Origin of the sequence: Streptomyces cahuitamycinicus (genome assembly GCF_002891435.1) — a bacterium.
Lineage (GTDB): Bacteria > Actinomycetota > Actinomycetes > Streptomycetales > Streptomycetaceae > Streptomyces > Streptomyces cahuitamycinicus.
Map to the genome: position 1 here is coordinate 1 of NZ_POUC01000015.1, position 19,552 is coordinate 19,552.

Consider the following 19,552-nt stretch of genomic DNA (forward strand, 5'->3'; position numbering starts at 1 on the left):
GAAGGGAGGGGCGGCGTACGGGATGCCGCGGAAGACCGCGACACCGCGCTCGTACCGGCCCCGCAGGGCACCGAAGGGCGTCCTCACCACGGGGTCCGTCCGGTCAGCCGTCATACGTCCACCAGCCCCCTCACCGCGCTCGTGCACCGTGAAGATCAGAGCAACTCATTGTGGCCCGGTATTCCGGTGCACGAGCGGGTGGGAGGGCTGTTCGGGTTACTTCGCGTACATCAGCGTGCCGAATCCGAGCTGGTCGAAGCCGCCGCTGGTGGTGCCGTAGTCGCCTCCTCCTCCCTCGGCGTCGAGGGAGAAGCACATCTGGGAGATGTACTTGTCGTCGAGGAGCAGGCGCCGCCCGTAGTGGTAGTGGAGCATGGCCCACACCGGGCGGGGCTGGGCGCGGGAGATGGAGCTGATCGCGGTGTGTGACTGCTGGGAGCAGTTCTGGCCGCTGCCCCAGGTGTAGGTGGTGAAGGGCACGTTCATGTTCAGGTTGTACTTGGCGACGTACTGGGCGGCCTTCATGAAGCGGCGGCCGTCGTACGAGTAGAGGTCCTCTCCCTGGTTCCAGGCCATCTCGCAGATCGCGCCCATCTGGCCCATGCCCATCATGGTGTGGCCCTGGTCGCGGCCGGACTCCTGCCACTGGCCGAGGTCGTAGCCCTCGACGCCCGGGTACAGGAACGGCACCGCGCGCCGGATCTGGCCGTTGCCGCCGCCGTTCTTGAAGTAGTTCACGGCCTGGTCGTACTTGGCGCCGTCGTCGCACAGGATCCCGATGGCCATGATCGAGGCCATGTTGCACAGGTCCCAGTTCGCCCAGTAGTTGGTGATGCAGGCGTCGTTGTGGTTGATCAGGAAGCTGTTGTTCAGCGGGTAGAACACGTTCAGCATCATCTGCTTGAACTTGTTCAGGTCGAACCCGGCGTAGCCGCGCATGAGTTCGGCGGCGTTGGCGAGCTGCCAGCCGTAGATCCCCGCGGCCAGGTACCGGTCGGCGTTGCCCTGGACGGACGTGAGCGTGTTCGCCCAGGCGTTGAGGATGCGCACGGCGCAGTCGCCGTTCGCGGCGGTGCCGGCGATCTGCCAGCGCAGCGCGTTCTGGTAGGCGGCGGCGATGTCGTTGTAGAGGAGCGAGTAGTTCTCCGGAGTGCCCGATCCCCGGTAGACGATGGACTGCGGCCTGGCGGTCCAGGTGGACTGCGAGTGGGGGTTCTCCCTCAGCTTGGTCCAGCCCGACAGCCAGGGGTCGTCTCCCGCGGCGACCCTGACCTTGGCCCGGTTGATGTCGCCCCAGTTGTGCAGCATGCCGGGGTGGGTGAAGGTCGCCGGGGCCGCGGTCGCCGTGGTGGCGGTGGCGGTGGCGCCGAGGGCGAGGGCTGCGGTGAGGCCGCCGGCGGTCTTGAGCAGACCGCGGCGGCTCACTGCGCCGCTCTCGTGGTGCGTGTGGGGGGACGTGCGGCTCATGTGGGGTTCTCCGATCCGTGGAGTACTACATGGGGGTAATGCTCACCTCGTCGAACTCGGTGGTGCTGCGGGTCAGGGGGCTGCGGGAGCAGACCACGAGGCCCACGTAGTAGGGGGCGTCACCGAAGCCGGGGATGTCTCCCTCGGCGAGGGGGGTCCAGGTGGCGCCGTCGTCGGTCGATGCGGATGCGGTGAAGTGCGTCCCGGTGCGCTTCAGCCGCAGCAGGCAGGGGGCGGAGACCGCCGCGTTGCCCGTGAAGGTGGACCGGGCGGCAACGGTCGTGCGCAGCATCAGCTGGGCACTCGTGCCGCCGGTGACGATCGTCCCGGCCGCCTGGTCGAACGGCGACAGGGACTTGGCCATGAGCAGGCCGACCCGGTCACCGGTGGCTCCGGCGCGGGAGAGCAGGCGAGCGGTGACCTCGCAGTCGCCGGTGACGGGCCGTCGTACGAACTGGCCGGTCATGCCCTGGTTGTTGACGGTGAGGTCGGTCCCCGCGCCCCGCACCACGAAGGTCCCGTCGTGGTGGGCGGTGCTGCCGGGGGTCGGGACGGCGACCACGCCGAGGGTGCCGTAGGCGCACTCGTCGAGGATGACGTCGCCGAGGTCACCGTAGGTCCAGGGCGCGGGCGGCGGGGTGCCGACCGTGAGGGTGAGGGTGCCGGTGGCGTCCCCGGCGGCGTTGCCCGCGCTGGTGCTGACCTTGAACTCGCCCGTCTGCGTGGGTGTTCCGGAGATCAGGCCGGTGCGCTTGTCGACGCGCAGGCCGTCGGGCAGTCCGTCCGCGGTGAACCGGATCGGTTCGTGCGAGGCGCGCAGGAGGTGCCTGAAGGGCGCGCCCTTGTTGGCGAACGCCGTGGCGCCGGAGATGAGTTGCGGCTTGGCCGGGGTCGGCATCGCCGACGCGGCGGACTCCGACAGGGGACCGCGTCCGGCGCAGTTGGTCTTGGCGACGGCGTAGTGGTACGTCGTACCGGGGGTGCCGGTGGCGTCGGCGTACCGGACGCGGGTGCCGAAGCCGACCGCGCCGATGCCGGTGGCGATCGTCTCGAAGGGGCCGTCGGCCGCTGCGGCGCGCAGCACCTTGTAGCGGGCCGAGAGGTCCGGATCGGTCCAGGCCAGCTCGACCGCGTCGGCGCCCGCGACGGCCCGCAGGTCACCGGCGGCGGTGGCCGGGCGGGGCACGGACCAGACCTCCCCGGCGGTACGGGAGACGACGCTGACGTTGTCGAAGGCTCCGGAGCCGGTCTCGGCGTACTCCTCGTCGACGCCGAGGCAGGACGTGAGGGTGAGACCGACGTAGGCGGTGCGGCCCAACTTGACGTCACTGGAGCCGACTTCGGTCCAGCGGATGCCGTCCGGGGAGATGGCGCCGGTGCAGCGGTCGCCCCGGCGGGTCACGCGGACCCAGTACGGCATGCGCATCCGGTAGCCGTCGCCCGCGCCCTCGACGTACGGGGCCTCGATCGGGGTCGCCGACTCGGGCAGCGTGCCGAGGGAGGAGATCGGGAAGCCGGCGCTCGTGGTGATCGCCTCCTGCTGGGACGGCGGCACGGGTGTGCTGCCGGTGCCCTTGACCCCGGCACCCGCCTTGGCCCGTACGGACCACACGCCGCTCCAGGTGTGCAGCGGCAGGCCCTGGATCAGCATGGCGGCGTGGGCGGCGTCCGCGTCCAGGCCCGCCCGTACGGTGACACCGATCTTTGAGTACTGGGAGCTGAGCGGATACACGATCCGCGCGGTGATCGTGCCGTCGCCGCCCAGCGGCAGATACGCCAGGCGGTGGGTGTCGGCGGTGCCGGACGCCTCCAGCACGAACCGCTCACCGTCGAAGACGGCCGAGCCGGGGATCCTGACGCTCCCGATGTCCCGCGTCTTCCAGGGATCGGGCAGTTTGGCAACCGCCGCCGCCCAGGGGGACCTGGCGCTGGTGCCCCGGGAGTTGGTGGCTGTCACCGTGTAGTAGGAGGGCTTGCCCGGGTGGGCGTCCCGGTCGGTGTACGCCGGCTTGTCGAGACCGGTCGCGATCTTTTCGTACGGTCCGTCGGCGCTGGTCGCCCGCAGGACCGTGTACGACTCGGCCCACGCCGACGGCACCCAGGTCACGGTGACGGCCTTGTCGCCGCCCACCGCCGTGACACCCGCCGGAGCCGTGGGTTTGTCATGAGACGGGGCTTTCGTCCCCGCGAAGGTGAGGGTGCCCCAGCTCGGCAGGTCGTCGTTGCTGCCCTCGACGACCCGGGCACCGCCCGTGCCGCGGAAGACGGCCGCCTTGGTGTAGGGGGTGTCGAGGCCCCGGACTCCGGCGTAGTGCGCGTAGGCCATCTCGTAGATGGGGGGCAGGTTGCCGCGAACCTTGTCGGAGACGGTGGTCTTGACGTACTTGCCGGTGCGGTCCAGGTCGGGGACGAAGGGCACGTCGCCGCCGAGGTTGTAGCGGGCGGCGTACTCGGTGTTCCGCAGCAGCCGGTTGTCGTCGAAGGCGTACAGGTCGACGCCCTGGTTCCAGGCGACCTGCGCGGCGTCCGCTAGCAGGCCGACCGCGAGCTGCTCGTGGCCCTGGTCGCGGCCGGACTCCTGGCCCTGTCCCGCGTCGGTGACGATGCGGTGCGCGACACTGCCGTTGCCCGCGCCGGCGGCGGCGAAGCGCAGCGCGTCCTCGAAGAGGGTGGGCTCCTCGCAGAACACGCCGATGGCCAGGATCGACTGGACGGACGTCAGGTCCCAGTTGCCGTTGGCGTAGAGCATGTAGCCGGAGATCGCCGGATACCAGACGCGCAGGAAGGACTCCTCGCAGCGCGCGATGTCCTCCTTCGCCCAGCCGTCGTAGCCGCTGTGCCGGAGCAGCTCGGCGGCGTTGACGAACTTGAAGACCTGGAGCCCGGCGCCGAGCGGGCCGTCGGCGCCGGTGACGGCCGTCAGGGACGCCGACCAGGCGTTGAGGATGTCGCGGGACTTGTCGGCGTAGGCACGCTCGCCCGTGACGCACCACATCAGCGCGGTCTGGTAGGCGGCTGCCGAGTCGGCCACGGCCTGGTTCTGGAAGTTGGTGGGGCCGCGGCCCCAGGAGGTGATCTGGCCGGTGTTCTGGATGGTGTACGTGGCCTTCGAGCGCGCGTGGGCCGCGAGCGCCAGGTAGCCGTCGTGGATCGGGGATTCCTCGGCGGCGACGGCGGCCTTCATACGGGCCAGGTCGTCGGCGCTGTGCAGCAGCCCCGGGTGCGTGAAGGCGCGGAGCCCGGTGGTGCCGTCCTGGGCGGCGGCCCGGGCGGTGCCGGGCGCGAGCAGTCCGCTCGCGCCCGCCACCAGCAGCAGGGCCGCCGTGCCGCCGAGGAAGTTCCGGCGGCTCGGAGCAGAAGTGATCATGACGCGGCTGCCTCGGCCTCGGCGGTGGTGAGGAACTTCAGGTTCGTCACGTGCTCGTTGACGAACATGGGCACGCCGTCCGAGGCCAGGTACCACGCCGGCTTGCCCCCGCTGTCGGCGATCACCCTGCCGTTGACGCGGAGGTTCTCGAAGGTGACGTCCTTGATCGCGTGCTCCGCGTCGAGGCCGGCGATGATCGAGAGGTCGGCGTTCTTGCCGTTGTAGCTGAGATCCTTGATGTAGACGGACTCGATGGCGCGGCCGGCCGACGTGTTGTACTTCGGGTTGTACTCGACCCGCAGGTGGATGAGCTGGCCCCAGCGGAAGTCCTCCACGCGGATGTCGTCGAACCTGACGTCCCGGACGGTGTTGCTGTCACCGACCATGAAGGCGATGGCGCCCTGGTAGGTCACCTGCGGCTCGCGGTGGTCGAGGATGTCGATGTTCTCGTAGCGCAGGTTTTCCAGCACCTCGGGGTTCTCGGAATTGCCGTGCACGCCGATGTTGATCGGGTGGGCGACGTCGGCCCAGAGGGAGCAGTTCTTGACGGTGATGTTGCGGGTGTCGCCGTAGAAGTCCCAGCGGTGGGTGTAGAGGGCGACGCAGTCGTCGGAGGTGCGCAGGAAGCAGCCGTCGACCGTTATGTTCTCGGAGCAGTAGAGCTGGATGCCGTCGCCCCAGCCCTGGTGGCTGAAGGCGCGCAGGTTCTTGATGGTGATGTTCTGGGACTCGGCGACCCTGACGTTCTCGTACCGGGGGTTGAGGATCGTGATGCCGTCGATCGTGATGTTCTCGCACTTGCGGATGAACATCGCGCCGACGGGGGAGTCGTAGAGCACGCCGCGGCCGATCACCCGGGAGTTCTCCGCCCCCTCGATGTTCACGTGTGCGTTGAGGACCGCACCGGGGGCCAGGTAGACAGTGGTGTTGCTGGGCACCTTCAAAATCTTGTCGGTGGGAGTGTGGAAACCGGGCCCGAAGTACATGACCTTCTTGTCGCCCTCGGCGGGCACGTCCTTCTCGAGCGGGTTCGCGAACAGGTGCAGGCAGTCGAAGATCTTGTCGTCGACCTGGACGACGACGTTGCGGGGCCGGTCCAGGGTGAAGCGCGCGGTGCTGCCGAGTACCTCGGGCTTGATGCCGTACGAGTCCGGGCGGATGCGGACCTTCTCGCCGCCGCCCGGGTTGTACGTGACCTCGACCTCGACGGTGCCGGAGAAGTCGAAGGCGGCCCAGGAGGAGTTCTGGGGTCTGTTGCTGCCGGTGTTCGGGTCGATCTGTGCGAGCTTGGCGAGGTAGACGCCGAGCTTCTGCCAAGTGCCTCCGGCAGGCCGGACCTTGACGGTGAAGGAGTTGTTGACAGGCACCTTCGGAAGGGGCGGGTGGATGACCACGCTGTCGCCGGTGGTGCCGGCGTCATCCGCCGCGGCGGCCTGCGTGGTTCCCACGAGGCTGCCGGCCAAGCCGGCGGCAGCGATGACACCGGCGGCCTGGAGGGTGGTTCGGCGAGACAGGGGGCTGTTCATGCGCAACTCCTTGCGAAGAGGTTCGGTAAGAGGTGTTACTTCAGGCCGGTCGTCGACATCCCGGCGACGAAACCGCGTTGAGCGATCAGGAAGATCAGCAGGATCGGGACGACGTACATCACGGAGGCCGCGGCCTGGAGATTGGCGACGGGTGTTCCGGCCGACGTCACGTAGGTGCTCATGACGGCGACGGCCAGCGTCGACTTGTCGGTGGACAGCAGCAGTTGCGGAGCGATGTAGTCGCCCCAGGACCAGGTGAAGGCGATCACGAAGCTCGCGGACAGCACCGGCCAGGACTGCGGCAGGAAGATCCGCCAGAAGATCGTGCCGTAGCCGCAGCCGTCGACGATCGCGGCCTCCTCCAGCTCACGGGGCAGCCCGGCGAAGAACTGCCGGAAGAGGAAGACCAGATAGGGGGCGGCCGCCAGTCCCCAGAACACCCACGGCCAGTACGTGTCGACCATGCCGAGCTTGGCGAAGATCAGGTAGGTCGGCAGCAGTGTGATCATCTGCGGCAGCATCATCGAGCCGATGAGGATGCCGAACAGCGTCTTCTTGCCGGGGGCTTCCAGGCGGGCGAAGCCGAAACCGACCCAGGCCGAGCTGAGCGTGACGAGCACGGCGTAGATCAGGGCGATGATCAGGGAGTTGCGGGCGTAGCCGAGGAAGTCGATCAGGTTGAAGGCGTCGGCGAAGTTGTGCCACTGGAAGTCGGTGGGCAGCCAGTGCACGGGCGAGGCGGCCAGTTCGGCCGGGGTCTTCAGGCCGGAGAGGATCAGCCAGCCGAAGGGGCCGATGAACAGCCCGGTGAGGGCGACGAGGACCGTGTAGAGGACGAGGCGGTTGACGCGTACCCGCACCGGGGGCGCCGAGTTCGGGGGCAGGCTGGTGGCGGTCACTTCTTCGCCTCCGGGTCGACGTTGTAGAACACCACGCCGGACGTGAACTTGAAGATGAGTCCGGTCACGATCAGGATCAGGACGAAGAGCACCCACAGCAGTGCGGAGGCGTAGCCGTAGCGGCCGAGCGCGAAGTACTGCGAGAAGACGTGCATCATGTAGAGGTAGTTGGACTGCGGCAGGGCGGTGACGCCGGCCGTGGTGCCGTCCGGCGACAGCAGCAGCGGCATGATGGTCTGCACGGAGGCGATCACGCCGGTCACGGTCTGGAAGAGCAGCACCGGCGACAGCAGCGGCACGGTGATGCTGCGGAAGGTCCGCCAGGCACTCGCCCCGTCGATCCGGGCGGCCTCGTGGAGTTCCCGGGGTACGTCCTGGAGCCCCGCCAGCGAGATGATCATGACGTTTCCGGCCGCCCACAGCACGCTCATCAGCAGCACGTAGCGGGCGTAGGGGTCGGCGAGCCAGCCCAGCGCGTCGAGGCCGAACAGGGTGACGACGCCGTTGGCGGCACCTGAGTTCTGGTCGAAGAGCGCCTTGAAGGTGAGGCCGACACCGACCGGGGGCACCACGGCCGGCAGGTAGAGCAGGGTGCGGAACAGCCCGCGCGCCTTGATGGGCCGGTTGACCAGGACGGCCAGCCCGAGCCCCGCGATGATCGAAAGCGGTACCGACGTGAGCGCGAACAGGCCGGTGCGGCCCAGGGAGTTCCACGTCTGCGGATCGGAGAACAGCTCCGTGTAGTTGCCGAGTCCGACGTACCGCCAGTGCGGCGAGATGCCGTCGTACGTGGTGAAGCTCAGCCACAGCGCGTACGCCATCGGCACGATGGTCAGCAGCAGGAAACCGATGATCCAGGGCGCGGTGAACAGGTAGAAAGCGCGGTGCCTGCGGCCGGTCATGGAAATCTTGGGCCGCTCGGCCGGGGCCGGGCGGGCGGTGCTCGCCGCCGGGGGGCCGGACCTTCCGGTGACGGATATCTGCTCGACCGTCATCCCACCTGCTCCTTACCGCGCTTCAGCTGCTCGTTCATGACGGAGTTCAGGCGGCCCGCGAGGGCGTCGACGGACAGGTGACCCTTCATCGCGGCCGGCGCCTCCTGGTTGAAGAGGGCGTAGAGCGAGTCCACCGAGGCGTAGGGCGTGAAGGCGATCACCGAGAAGTGCTTCAGCTCGGCGTTCTGCACCTTCAGCACCCGCTTCTGGTAGTCCTCCTGGGCGGGCATCAGCGGGCGCAGGGACTTCAGCGTGGGGATGCCCCAGCCGCCGGAGGCGCGGGCCCGGGCCGGCCCCTCACCGAAGAACCACTCGAAGACCCGCCAGGCCGCGTCCTTGTTCTTCGCCTTCTTCGGCATCCACAGGCCGGTGCCCGCCTGGCAGGGGCTGACCCGCTGACCGCCCTCGAACACCGGGGCGGGGGCGAGGCGGGAGAGCGGTGCCAGCTTCTTGTCCGAGTTGATCAGGCCGCCGAGCCAGTAGCCGGAATTCGACATGGCCATGCGGTTCGCCTGGAAGGTGGGCCCGTCCCAGGTGTTGGGGTCCGGCTGGACGATGCTGGGGCCGACCTTGGCCCGGCCGTACTCGATGTACCAGTTCAGCGCCTTGCGGGCCTCGGGGGTCGTGAAGTCGACGCGGGAGAAGTCGTCGCTGAACAGGTTCCCGCCCGCCGCCGCCGTCAGGCTCGCGAGGAGGTTGGGTGTCAGCACGCCGTTGTAGCTGCCGCCGAAGACGATCGTCTGGCCGTTGCGGCGCCGGGTGAGCCGCTTGGCGTTCTCCAGCCACTCCTCGTAAGTGACCGGCTCGGTCTCCGGCGGGTGGCCGACGCCCGCCTTGTCGAAGAGGGCGGTGTTGTACCAGAACATGGAGTCCTGGGAGAAGTCCTTCGCCATGCCGTAGCGGGGGCCCCTGCCCTGGGTCCGGCCGTCGTAGCGCCACAGGTCGTTGACCGGGTCGAGGTCGCCGGACTTGAGGACTGTGCTCCGGGCGAAGTACGGGTCCAGGTCCTCCATCACGTCGCGGGCCGCGAAGTAGGGGGCGTCCGTGGCGCCGACGCCGCGCACCAGGTCGGGCGGCGCGCCGTTGGTCATCATGCCGATGAGCTTGGTGATGTCGTACCGCACCGTGACGATCTTGACCCCGATGTCCTTCCGGGCCTGCCGGATCAGCTCCGGGGAGATGTCGTCGGGCTTGGCCATCATCGTTACGGTCTCGCCGCCGCCGCCGACACCGCTGGAAACCTGCATCGCGCAGCCGCTCAGCGACGCCGTGCCGGTCGCGGCGCCGGCGGCCGAGAGGGCGAGGAATCGGCGGCGGCTCAGGGATGCACCGGCACGTGGGTGCATGAACGCACCACCTCCTGCTCTTGCTGTTCGTGATACCGGCCGGATGACGGAACACCGGCCGGAGAAGATTGCTGGGCAACTGCGTGGCAACTGCTCGGCAACCGGTTGTTGTGCGTGGGGCAGAGCTTCTTCCGGCCAGGAGGAGGCGTCAAGTGCCTGGGCCGATTTTCGAAAAGACTTTGGGGCAGGAATGGTCGGGAACCGGTTGCTACAGGCCACCTCAGCGCGGCATCACACCGAAGGCGGGCCTCCCGGGACTGACTGCTCGACACCGAAAACGCAGTAATCGATTTCCGGAAACTGTGACGGTGCAGGGTTTCGGCGCCGGGGTGGACCTGCATCGACTCCCCCAAAGTTCGCCTCAGCCGGGCGATTGACCATCGCTTCCCGACAGACCTACGGTAGAAGACGCTTTCTGAAACTGTTTCTATCCCCCTGCTCCAGGAGAGTCATGCCCAGCCCTCAGCTGCCGCGGGCCGTGTTCGCGATGGACCCGGTACACCTCCCGCTGCTCTTCCCTCCGCCGCTGATGGAGCGGCTGAGGCGCACGGCCGACATCGATCCCGGGTTGGTGGTGCGCGACTTCGCCGATCCGGCCGGTGCCGCCGCCCTGGCCTCCGCCGAGGTGCTGATCACCGGCTGGGGCTGCCCGCGTCTGGACGCCGAGGTCCTCACGGCGGCCCCGGAGCTCGGCGCCGTACTGCACGCGGCGGGCTCCGTCCGTTCCCTGGTCGGCGAGGCCCTGTGGGAGCGCGGGATCAAGGTGTCCAGCGCGGTGACGGGCAACGCCGTGCCGGTCGCGGAGTACACGCTCGCGATGATCCTGCTGCTGGGCAAGGACGCCTTCGACCACCGCGAGCGCTTCCGCCGGAACCATGCCTACCCGGGCCCCGCCGAGACCGCGGCGACCGGCAACCTCGGCCGTCGCGTCGGCGTCATCGGCGCCTCGCGCGTGGGCCGCCGCCTGCTGGAACTGCTGCGGCCCTTCGACCTCACCGTCCTGCTGCACGACCCGTACGTGAGCCCCGCCGAGGCCGCCGCCCTCGGTGCCGAGCCGCTGTCCCTGGAGGACCTGCTCCGGCACAGCGACATCGTGAGCCTGCACGCCCCCGACATCCCCGCGACCCATCACATGCTCGACCGCGACCGGCTCGCCCTGGTGCGGGACGGGGGCGTGCTCATCAACACGGCCCGCGGTGCGCTGGTCGACCACGAGGCGCTCACCGACGAGCTGGTCTCCGGCCGGCTGAACGCGGTGCTGGACGTCACCGACCCGGAGCCGCTGCCCGCGGGATCGCCGCTGTACCACCTGCCCAACGTGTTCCTCACCCCGCACATCGCCGGCTCCCTCGGCAACGAACTGGAGCGGCTCGGCCGCATCGTCGTCGAGGACCTGGAGCGCCTGGCGGCCGGCGTACCGCCGCTCCACGAGGTGCGGCACGCGGATCTGGCGCGGGTGGCGTGACTTCACCGCGGCGGGCCGTGACACCGGTTGTCCACAGCCCCTCCAGCCTGGGGTAACGATGGGATACGGTTTCCGCACCGGTGGCTTCGGCGGCCGGTGCGGTGGGGTCGATCGCTCGATTGGCTCGACCGGCTCGACTGACTCGATCGGCTCGATCGGCTCGATCGGCTCGACTGGCTCGATCAGTCCGACCGGCTCGGTGGGGCGACGGCTCGGTGAGGCGACAAGGCAACGCCTCGGAAGTCGATGGGGCGGCGCGGCGGGGCGGCGGAGCGGGAGTGTCCGGTCGGGCATGGGCGCGCACCGGCGCGTCATGTCCCGGCGTGCCGCATTCCCGGCCGGACCGAGGCACCACGGCCGCGCCGCCGCAGGGGTGGCCGGCGCACCACGGCCGGGCGCCCGGGGACCCGGGGCGCCTGCCCCGGCCACCGGCCACCGGCCACCGGCCACCGGCCACCGGCCACCGGCCACGAGAAGTCTGGCCGACCACAACCGGACCGCAACAACCGCACCGCACAACCGGACCGCAACGGACCGGGTCACTACCGCGAAGGAGCCGCAAGGGTGAGTCAGCGCAAGGCGACGACGAGTGACGCCGGCCGGGCGACCATCCGTGATGTCGCGGAGCGCGCGGGCGTCTCCGTGGCCAGCGTCTCCCGGGTGTTGTCCGGCAACTACCCGGTGTCGGAGGAGCTGCGCCGCCGGGTGATGAAGGTGGTCCGGGACCTGGACTACGTCACCAACGCCCACGCCCGCTCGCTGGCCGGCGGCGGCACACCGACGGTGGCGATCCTCATCAACAACATCACCGGTGCCGCGTTCGCCCACGTGGCGAAGGGCGTCGAGGGCGCCGCCACCCTGCGCGGCTGGCTCTCTCTCGTCGGCACGACCGGCGACGACCCGGAGCGGGAGCTCGCGCTGGTGAACCTCATGCGCCAGCAGGGCGTCGCCGCCGTGATCCTGCTCGGCGGTGCCTACGACTACGACGAGTACCAGCTGCGCATGGCCCGCTTCGCCCGCTCCCTGGACGCGGCAGGCTCGCATCTGGTCCTGGTGGGCCGGCCCCCGCTGGAGGGCGACGTTCCGGCGACGACCGTCGACTACGACAACGAGGGCGGCGCCTACGCGATGGCCAGCCACCTGCTCTCGGCCGGCCACCGCCGCGTCCTCGTCCTGCCCGGGCACGCCGAATTGACGACCGCCCAGGGCCGCTTGCGGGGCGCCCAGCGGGCCTTCGAGGCCTACGGGGTGCCGTTCGACCCGGGGCTGGTGCGGCACGGCCAATACGACTACGAGCACGGGTACGAGGCCGTCGAGACGGCGCTGCACGAGTCGCCGGACTTCACCGCGGTGCTGGCCGGGACGGACGTGGTCGCCGCGGGTGCCATGCAGGCGCTGCGCGCGGCGGGCCTGCGCGTCCCCGAGGACGTCTCGATCGTCGGCTACGACGACATCCCGCTGGCCTCGCAGCTCACGCCCCAACTGACCACTGTGCACGTGCCGTACGAGGAGATGGGCCGGGTCGCGCTGCGGGCGGTGGCCGACCGGCGCGAGGGCGGCGGAGGCCGCCGCAGGAGCGCCGAGGGCGACCATCTGGTGCTGGGCACCCATGTCGTGGTCCGCAACTCGGTCCAGCCGCCCGCCCCTCGCGGATAGCTCGCACTACGGGGGCAGTGGCCCCCAGCCCGAGGACGATCAACCAAGACGCTAGAGAACGTTACGTAACCGGTTTCCTGATCCGCCGCAGTGCGCTCCGAGGCGCGTCGCCACGTCCACCGAATCTGCGCGCGGCGCATCCGAAAACCCTCTGAACTGCCCTTATGCGCCGCAGGACGGAAGCCGCTCCGGCGTGCGCAGCGGCAACCCGCTCGACCATCCGCCGTAACAAATTTCCGCGCACCTCTTGCTATGCGCGGACACATCCGCCTACGGTCCCAGCAACCGCTTACTACAGCTTCCGCTTGGCCGAACCCCCCGCAACCGCGAGCCGACGTTTTCCGGCCGCCGTTCCTGGCCGGCACCCCGAGCCGCCGCCGTCCTCTCGTTCTGAGAACGCCCTATTCCGAAGGATCACGGTCAGATGAACTTCACCAGCCCCCGGAGAAGGTTCGCCTCCGCCGCTGTCGCGGGTATCGCGCTGACAGGCCTGCTCTCCGCCTGCGGCGGATCCGCCTCGGGCGACGACGCCGCATCGAAGTCCGGCCCGGTCACGCTCCCCTTCTGGGGCTGGGCCAACGGCCAGGAGGCGGTCGTCAAGGCCTTCAACGCCTCGCACAAGGACATCCAGCTGAAGTACACGAAGGTCACCGACCAGCTGACCATGCAGAAGCAGCTGACCAACGCGGTCAAGGCCGAGAACGCCCCCTGCCTGGTGCAGAACACCGCCGAGTACGTCACGAGCTGGGTGTCGCAGGGCGCACTCGCCGACATCACGCAGTACGTCGAGGGCGAGGAGGGCCGGTTCAACACAGGCGCCTGGGCGAGCGCACAGGTGCAGGGCAAGCTCTACGGCGTGCCCACCAGCTCGGCGCCCCAGTTCACGATCTACCGCACTGACATCTTCCAGAAGTACGGCCTGAAGCCCCCGGCGACCTGGGACGACTTCATCGCCGCGGGCAAGGTCCTGAAGAAGCACAACATCAAGATCACCAACTACGCCGGTGAGGACCCGAGCACCCTGGAGGTGCTCGCGATGCAGGCCGGGGCCCACTGGTACGCGGTTGACGGCAACGCCTGGAAGGTGAACTTCCAGGACGAGGGCACCCTGAAGGCCGCGAAGGTGATCCAGGAGATCATCGACAACGACCTGAACGCCAAGCTGTCCTTCGCCGACTACGCGGCCGTGCAGCGCAGCTACGACAGCGGTGCCACCGCGACCCGGCAGATCTCCACCTGGCAGATGGCCGGCATGGTGCAGAACTTCACCAAGTCCTTCGGCGACTGGGCGCTCGCGCCCTGGCCGGCATACGAGGGTGAGGCGGCGAAGACGCCGGCCGGTACGAACCTGACCGGCGGCGTGACGCTGGTGACGAAGCAGTGCGCGAACCAGAAGCAGGCCGCTCAGGCGGCCCTGTGGATGTCCACCAACCAGGACGCGGTCAAGACGATGGCGAGCCCGGAGACCGGCAACGGCGTGATGCCGGCGCTGAAGGACAGCGGTTCCTACGTCGGTGAGTCGATCTCGCAGAAGCTGCTCGGCAAGAACTACCAGCCGGCGCAGAAGGTCGTGACGGACAGCCTGGGCACGGTGACCACCGACTGGACCTTCGGACCGAACTGGACCGCGATGTTCACGGAGATGCAGGCGGGCTGGGCCAAGGTCGTCAACAAGCAGGAGAAGGTCACCGACCTGCTCGCGCACATGCAGGAGTGGACGGTCAAGGACCTGAAGTCCCGCGGTATCAGCGTCAAGGGCTGAGGCATTCGATGATTCGCTCCATGCGCTGGAAGGGTGCCGCGTTCACGGTGCCCTTCCAGCTCGGCTTCGTCTTTCTGTACCTGCTCCCGATCGGCTATGCCGTCTACGAGTCGCTGTTCACGGAGAAGCAGTCCGGGCTCGGTCTCGGCGGTGCGACGACGGAGTTCGTCGGGCTCGACAACTACACCCAGGGGCTGTCGGACCCGGCGTTCATGAACTCCATCCTGCGGGTGGTGCTCTTCGCCTGTGTCCAGATCCCGTTCATGCTGGTGATCAGCCTGCTGCTGGCGCTGTTCCTGGACGCGCTCACGTCCAGGGCGGCGAGCAGGTTCCGGATCGTGCTGCTGGTGCCGTACATGATTCCCGGCGTGGTCGCGGCGATCGTGTGGGTCAACCTCTACAGCCCGGACGTCGGCCCGCTCACCGCGATCGGCGCGTCACTCGGCCTCGACTGGAACTTCTTCGCGCCGTCGATGGTGTGGCCGGCCATAGGCAACCTGCTGACCTGGCACGGCATCGGCTACAACATGGTGATCATCTACTCGGCGCTGCAGGGCGTGCCCCGGGAGCTGTTCGAGGCGGCCCGGCTGGACGGCGCCTCGGAGCTGCGGATCGCGCGCAGCATCAAGATCCCGTTCGTGCGCGGGGCGCTGGTCCTGACGGGCCTGTTGTCGATCATCCAGATGCTGCAGATCTTCAACGAGCCGGCGCTGTTCCGGAACATCACCCCGCAGACGGTCAGCGACAGTTTCACCCCGATCATGATCATCTACAACCAGGCGTTCAACGCGGGCAACTACAACTACGCCGCCGCCCTGTCGGTGCTGCTCGCCCTGATCCTGGGCATCGCCTCCTTCCTCTTCTACCGGCTCACCTCGAAGGAGGCCGACTGATGACGCTGACCGAGCAGACGACCGAGCGGCCCGAAGTCCGCAGCGTCCGCAGGCTGACCCGGCCGGACCCGGCCTCCCGCGGGCGGGGTGGTCAGCGCTTCCTGCTCGTGGGGCTGGTGCTGGCCAGTGCCTACAGCCTGTTCCCGGTGTGGTGGCTGATCGTCGCCGCGACCAAGGACCGTACGGCCCTGTACCAGAGCAACGGCCTGTGGTTCTCGGGCTGGCACCTGTGGGACAACCTGCAACAGGTGTTCACGTACCAGGACGGGATCTTCCTGCGGTGGACGGCCAACTCGTTCCTGTACGCGGGCGTGGGTTCGCTCGGGGGCACGCTGATCGCGCTCGCAACCGGCTACGGACTGGCCCGCTTCGACTTCCCCGGGCGCAACGCGATCTTCGCGTGTGTCGTGGGCTCGTTCCTGATCCCGATCGCCCTGCTGACGCTGCCGCTGTATCTGCTGTTCTCCGCGATCGGCATGGTGGACACGCCCTGGGCGATGCTGATCCCCTGTCTGATCAACCCGTTCAGCGTGTACCTGGCCAAGGTGTACACCGAGGCGACGATCCCCTACGAGCTGCTGGAGGCCGCCCGGATCGACGGCGCCGGGGAGTTGCGGATCTTCTTCAGCATCGTGCTGCGGATGATGACGACGGGCGGTGCGACGGTGTTCCTGCTGGCCTTCGTGAACACCTGGAACGCCTTCTTCCTGCCGCTGACCGTGCTGCGCGGCAAGGAGAACTGGACGCTCAACCTCGGACTCTACAACTGGACCGGCACCCGGCTGGAGTCCGGCATCGACCTCACCGGACTGGTGCTGACCGGCGCGCTGCTGTCGATCGTCCCGATGGCGATCATGATGGTCGCGATGCGCCGCTACTGGCGCTCCGGCGTGACGCTCGGCGCCCTCAAGTGATGTTCCTTCCCCGTTTCCCCCGACTCCTGGGGGCCGCAGGTGATCCTGACTCCCTGCGGCCTCCAGGGTGACCGACGCTCCGGGAGCCCTCGCGTGACCGTCCTGCGCAACCCCGTCCTCCGCGGCTTCGCCCCCGACCCGTCACTGGTGCGGGTCGGTGACTGGTACTACGTGGCGACCAGTTCCTTCGAGTGGTTTCCGACCATCCCGATCCACCGCTCCCGGGACCTGGCCCACTGGGAGTACGCGGGACACGTCCAGGGAGCGGTCCCCGGGAACTCGCTGGCCGGTGTGCCCGACTCGGGCGGCGTCTGGGCACCGTCGCTGAGCTGGGACGGGGAACGGTTCTGGGTGACGTACACCGTCGTGCGCTCCGTCGGCACCCCGTACTTCGACCTCGACACGTACGTCTCGACGGCCACCCGCGTCGACGGCGGGTGGAGCGCTCCGCGCCGGGTCGCGAGCCACGGTTTCGACCCGGCCCTGTTCCACGAGGACGGCCGGCTGTGGCTGCTGAATCTGCAGAACGACCACCGGCCGGGGGGTGAGCGGTTCGCGGGGATCGTCGTGACGGAGCTGGACCGGGAGACGCTGGAGCCCGTCGGCGGGACGCGTCTGCTGCTCCGGCACGACCGGTTGATCGAGGGGCCGAAGCTGCTGCGGTGCGACGGCTGGTACTACCTGCTGCTGGCGGAGGGCGGCACGGGCTGGGAGCACGGGGTGCGGGTGGCCCGCGGCAAGGAGCTGACGGGTCCGTACGAACTCGACGCACGGCCGCTGCTGACGACCCGGGACGACCCGGAGGTGCCCTTGCAGAAGGCGGGGCACGGCGAGCTGGTCGAGACGCCGGAGGGGCAGTGGCTCCTGAGCCATCTGACGGCCCGTCCGCTGCACACCCCGCAGGGCCGCCGCTGCACGCTCGGCCGGGAGACCGCGGTCCAGGCGGTGACCTGGGACGCGGAGGGCTGGCCCCGGCTGCGGCAGGGCGGGTGGCACCCCGCGGTCGAGGTCGACGTACCGACGCGGCCGCACCCGCTGCCCCCGGCCGCACCGCCGCGGGATCTGTCCTGGCCGTGGAGCACCCTGCGCGAGCCGCCGGACCCGTCCTGGGCCGACACCACGACCCGGCCGGGCTGGATCCGGCTGCGCGGCCGGCACGGGCCGGAGTCCCGGTGGGCGGCCGGTCTGCTGGCCCAGCGCGTCACCGAGCACCGCGCGGAGGCCGAAGTGACCCTCGAGGCACGGCCGGTCACCTTCACGCAGGCGGCCGGGCTGGTGCTCTGGTACAACCCCGAGGCGTATTTCGCCCTGGACCTGACATGGGCGGAACCGGCGGGCGAGCCGCAGCGCGGCCAGCAGTGGGACGGGACCCCCGGCCGTACGGTACTCAGCCTCGTCGAGCGCGACGAGGACGGCATGCGGCAGGCCGCTGTCGTCGACGTGGCCGTGGACGGGCCGGTGACGCTGGGGGTGACGGTCGAGGGGGCCGACGCGCGCTTCTGGTACGTACGCGACGGGGAGCGCGCACAGGTCGGACCGGTGCTGGATTTCGGCCGGCTGTCCGACGACCACGGCTCCCGGCTGCGGTTCACGGGGGCGATGGCGGGGATCCACGCCCGGGACCTCGTGGACGCGGCGTTCACGGCGGACTTCACCGGGTTTCGGCTGACCTGCACACCCTGCTGAGCGAGGTGTTCGGGGTTTCGAAAGTTTTGACCGAAGCGAAGCGGTGAATTCACTTCTCTTCCACCCGTCCTGCGCCGCACCTACAGTAGGAAGCGCTTTCTGCCCGGCGGTCCGCCATGTCCGCCGTGCGCAGAGCTGGTCGAAACTTTCCACGGCCCTCGGGCGGGCCGGAGAGGTGGGTTCCCGATGGTCCGTACGGCGAGTGCGAGCGTGGCTGCCGGTCCGACACTGGCGGTCGTGGCGCGCGAGGCGGGGGTGTCGGTGCCGACCGCGTCGAAGGTGGTCAACGGCCGCGAGGACGTGGCACCCGAGACCCGCCGCCGCGTCACCGAGGCACTCGACCGGCTCGGGTACGTGCGCAGACCCCGCTTCGACGCGGCGAAGGCCCCCCGGCTGGTCGATCTGGTCGTGCACTCGCTGGAGAGCTCCTGGTCGGGCGCGGTGCTGCACGGGGTGGAGGACGCGGCGCACGACGCGGGCCTGGAGGTCGTGGTGTCGGCGGCCCTGATCCGCTCCCGGGTGGGCCGCCCGGAGCGCGGCTGGCTGGACAAGCTGGTCGCCCGCGGTTCCTCCGGGGTTCTCTTCAACCTGGCCGAGCTCAGCGACTCGCAGTACGCGTGGCTGGAGCAGCACCGCATACCGTTCGTGATGATCGACCCGGTGCAGGAACCGCCGGAGGGCGTGGTCTCGGTGGGTGCCGCGAACTGGCAGGGCGGTCTGACGGCCACGGAGCACCTGCTGTCCTTGGGCCACGAGAGGATCGCGGTCATCGCCGGTCCACGGCGCACGATGTGCAGCAGCGCGCGGGTCGCCGGGTACCGCTCGGCGCTCGCGTCGGCGGGGGTCCGGCACCGCGCCGAGTACGTCCGGCACGCCGGCTTCGACGAGAGCGTGGCCCACCGCCGCATGCTGGAACTCCTCGACCTGCCCGAGCCGCCGACCGCCGTCTTCGTCTGCTCGGACCGGATGGCACTGGGTGTCTACGAGGCCCTGTCCGAAAGGGGGTTGGGGGTCCCGGACGACATGAGTGTGGTCGGCTTCGACGACCTGCCCGAGGCCCGCTGGGCCTCCCCCGCCCTGACCACCGTCCGCCAGCCGCTGTCCGAGATGGCCGCGACGGCCCTGCGGTCGCTGCTGCGCATGATGGACGGGCATCGTCCCGAGAGCACGCGTACCGAGCTGTCGACGCGACTGGTGGAACGGGCGAGTACGGCCGGGCCGCGCGCGCAGGAGGTGCTCCCGGCCGCCCCCTGAGCGGCCGCCGCCGACCGGCGCACCGGGCCCGGCCCGTGGTGGTCCTCGACGACGGCCTTGCCAGGCTGGTGGAGCGGGTGCCGGGCGAACCGCGCGCCCAGCAGTTCGCCGTGTACGGCCGGTCGTACTCCGTGCGGGCCGCCGCGTGCACGCCCACGGAGCCGCCAAGCCGCTGGTGCGGGCGTGGACGAGCAGTCGTGGTGCCATGGCGTCCGAACCCAGGAGATCGGGAGCCGCCGGGGGCCTCGTGGCGACCGAAATTTTCGGGTTCGGCGCAGCGACCGGGGGGCACCACGGCCTCGCGCAGCGACCGGGGGGGCGT

The 19,552-nt window shown here is 69.6% G+C and carries 14 protein-coding genes; 7 read left to right on the plus strand and 7 right to left on the minus strand.

Features of this window, described 5'->3' with window-relative positions:
* From C1J00_RS44430 to C1J00_RS03845, 7 genes are all read right to left on the minus strand, one after another.
* Positions 1–114, minus strand: a 114-nt coding sequence (locus C1J00_RS44430; protein WP_146046131.1) for a carboxylesterase family protein, incomplete at its 3' end; no start/stop codon positions are given.
* Between the two features lie 102 nt (positions 115–216).
* The gene (locus tag C1J00_RS03820) at positions 217–1,467 is read right to left on the minus strand and encodes an alginate lyase family protein (protein WP_102907604.1); all 1,251 of its coding nucleotides are present in this window, start codon (positions 1,465–1,467) and stop codon (positions 217–219) included.
* Between the two features lie 25 nt (positions 1,468–1,492).
* Positions 1,493–4,834, minus strand: a complete 3,342-nt coding sequence (locus C1J00_RS03825) for an alginate lyase family protein (protein ID WP_102907605.1) — start codon at positions 4,832–4,834, stop codon at positions 1,493–1,495.
* Positions 4,831–6,360, minus strand: a complete 1,530-nt coding sequence (locus C1J00_RS03830) for a glycosyl hydrolase family 28 protein (protein WP_102907606.1) — start codon at positions 6,358–6,360, stop codon at positions 4,831–4,833. Before C1J00_RS03830 ends, C1J00_RS03825 begins: the two co-directional genes overlap by 4 nt.
* A 35-nt stretch (positions 6,361–6,395) precedes the next feature.
* A complete protein-coding gene (locus C1J00_RS03835) occupies positions 6,396–7,259 on the minus strand; it encodes a carbohydrate ABC transporter permease (protein ID WP_102907607.1) in 864 nt (287 codons plus the stop codon).
* Positions 7,256–8,254, minus strand: a complete 999-nt coding sequence (locus tag C1J00_RS03840) for a carbohydrate ABC transporter permease (RefSeq protein ID WP_102907608.1) — start codon at positions 8,252–8,254, stop codon at positions 7,256–7,258. Before C1J00_RS03840 ends, C1J00_RS03835 begins: the two co-directional genes overlap by 4 nt.
* Positions 8,251–9,600 carry an extracellular solute-binding protein gene (locus C1J00_RS03845; protein WP_102907609.1) on the minus strand — a complete coding sequence of 450 codons (1,350 nt, stop codon included), beginning with the start codon at positions 9,598–9,600 and terminating at the stop codon, positions 8,251–8,253. The genes C1J00_RS03840 and C1J00_RS03845 overlap by 4 nt, the downstream gene beginning before the upstream one ends.
* A gap of 451 nt (positions 9,601–10,051) precedes the next feature.
* Here C1J00_RS03845 and C1J00_RS03850 point away from each other — a divergent pair, with 451 nt between their 5' ends.
* The 7 genes from C1J00_RS03850 to C1J00_RS03880 all read left to right on the plus strand — a co-directional run bounded on the left by C1J00_RS03850 (position 10,052) and on the right by C1J00_RS03880 (position 19,230).
* Entirely contained in the window at positions 10,052–11,065 is a 1,014-nt protein-coding gene (locus C1J00_RS03850) for a hydroxyacid dehydrogenase (protein ID WP_180989395.1), read from the plus strand.
* A gap of 564 nt (positions 11,066–11,629) precedes the next feature.
* Positions 11,630–12,721 carry a LacI family DNA-binding transcriptional regulator gene (locus C1J00_RS03855; protein ID WP_102907610.1) on the plus strand — a complete coding sequence of 364 codons (1,092 nt, stop codon included), beginning with the start codon at positions 11,630–11,632 and terminating at the stop codon, positions 12,719–12,721.
* Positions 12,722–13,145: 424 nt separating this feature from the next.
* The gene (locus tag C1J00_RS03860; protein ID WP_102907611.1) at positions 13,146–14,483 is read left to right on the plus strand and encodes an ABC transporter substrate-binding protein; all 1,338 of its coding nucleotides are present in this window, start codon (positions 13,146–13,148) and stop codon (positions 14,481–14,483) included.
* Between the two features lie 8 nt (positions 14,484–14,491).
* Positions 14,492–15,376 (plus strand): carbohydrate ABC transporter permease, encoded by an 885-nt coding sequence (locus tag C1J00_RS03865; RefSeq protein WP_102907612.1) that lies wholly within the window; start codon positions 14,492–14,494, stop codon positions 15,374–15,376.
* Positions 15,376–16,290, plus strand: a complete 915-nt coding sequence (locus C1J00_RS03870; protein WP_102907613.1) for a carbohydrate ABC transporter permease — start codon at positions 15,376–15,378, stop codon at positions 16,288–16,290. The genes C1J00_RS03865 and C1J00_RS03870 overlap by 1 nt, the downstream gene beginning before the upstream one ends.
* Positions 16,291–16,383: 93 nt before the next feature.
* The gene (locus tag C1J00_RS03875) at positions 16,384–17,976 is read left to right on the plus strand and encodes a glycoside hydrolase family 43 protein (RefSeq protein ID WP_102907614.1); all 1,593 of its coding nucleotides are present in this window, start codon (positions 16,384–16,386) and stop codon (positions 17,974–17,976) included.
* A gap of 186 nt (positions 17,977–18,162) precedes the next feature.
* Positions 18,163–19,230, plus strand: coding sequence for a LacI family DNA-binding transcriptional regulator (locus C1J00_RS03880; protein WP_102907615.1), 1,068 nt, complete (start codon positions 18,163–18,165; stop codon positions 19,228–19,230).
* The last annotated feature ends 322 nt before the right edge of the window (positions 19,231–19,552 follow it).

What these genes read in the sequence shown, in the direction of transcription:
- C1J00_RS03820 (WP_102907604.1), bottom strand. Translation starts at nt 1,467, where the DNA reads ATGAGCCGCACGTCCCCCCACACGCACCACGAGAGCGGCGCAGTGAGC.
- C1J00_RS03825 (WP_102907605.1), bottom strand. Translation starts at nt 4,834, where the DNA reads ATGATCACTTCTGCTCCGAGCCGCCGGAACTTCCTCGGCGGCACGGCG.
- C1J00_RS03830 (WP_102907606.1), bottom strand. Translation starts at nt 6,360, where the DNA reads ATGAACAGCCCCCTGTCTCGCCGAACCACCCTCCAGGCCGCCGGTGTC.
- C1J00_RS03840 (WP_102907608.1), bottom strand. Translation starts at nt 8,254, where the DNA reads ATGACGGTCGAGCAGATATCCGTCACCGGAAGGTCCGGCCCCCCGGCG.
- C1J00_RS03845 (WP_102907609.1), bottom strand. Translation starts at nt 9,600, where the DNA reads ATGCACCCACGTGCCGGTGCATCCCTGAGCCGCCGCCGATTCCTCGCC.
- C1J00_RS03850 (WP_180989395.1), top strand. Translation starts at nt 10,052, where the DNA reads ATGCCCAGCCCTCAGCTGCCGCGGGCCGTGTTCGCGATGGACCCGGTA.
- C1J00_RS03860 (WP_102907611.1), top strand. Translation starts at nt 13,146, where the DNA reads ATGAACTTCACCAGCCCCCGGAGAAGGTTCGCCTCCGCCGCTGTCGCG.
- C1J00_RS03865 (WP_102907612.1), top strand. Translation starts at nt 14,492, where the DNA reads ATGATTCGCTCCATGCGCTGGAAGGGTGCCGCGTTCACGGTGCCCTTC.
- C1J00_RS03870 (WP_102907613.1), top strand. Translation starts at nt 15,376, where the DNA reads ATGACGCTGACCGAGCAGACGACCGAGCGGCCCGAAGTCCGCAGCGTC.
- C1J00_RS03880 (WP_102907615.1), top strand. Translation starts at nt 18,163, where the DNA reads ATGGTCCGTACGGCGAGTGCGAGCGTGGCTGCCGGTCCGACACTGGCG.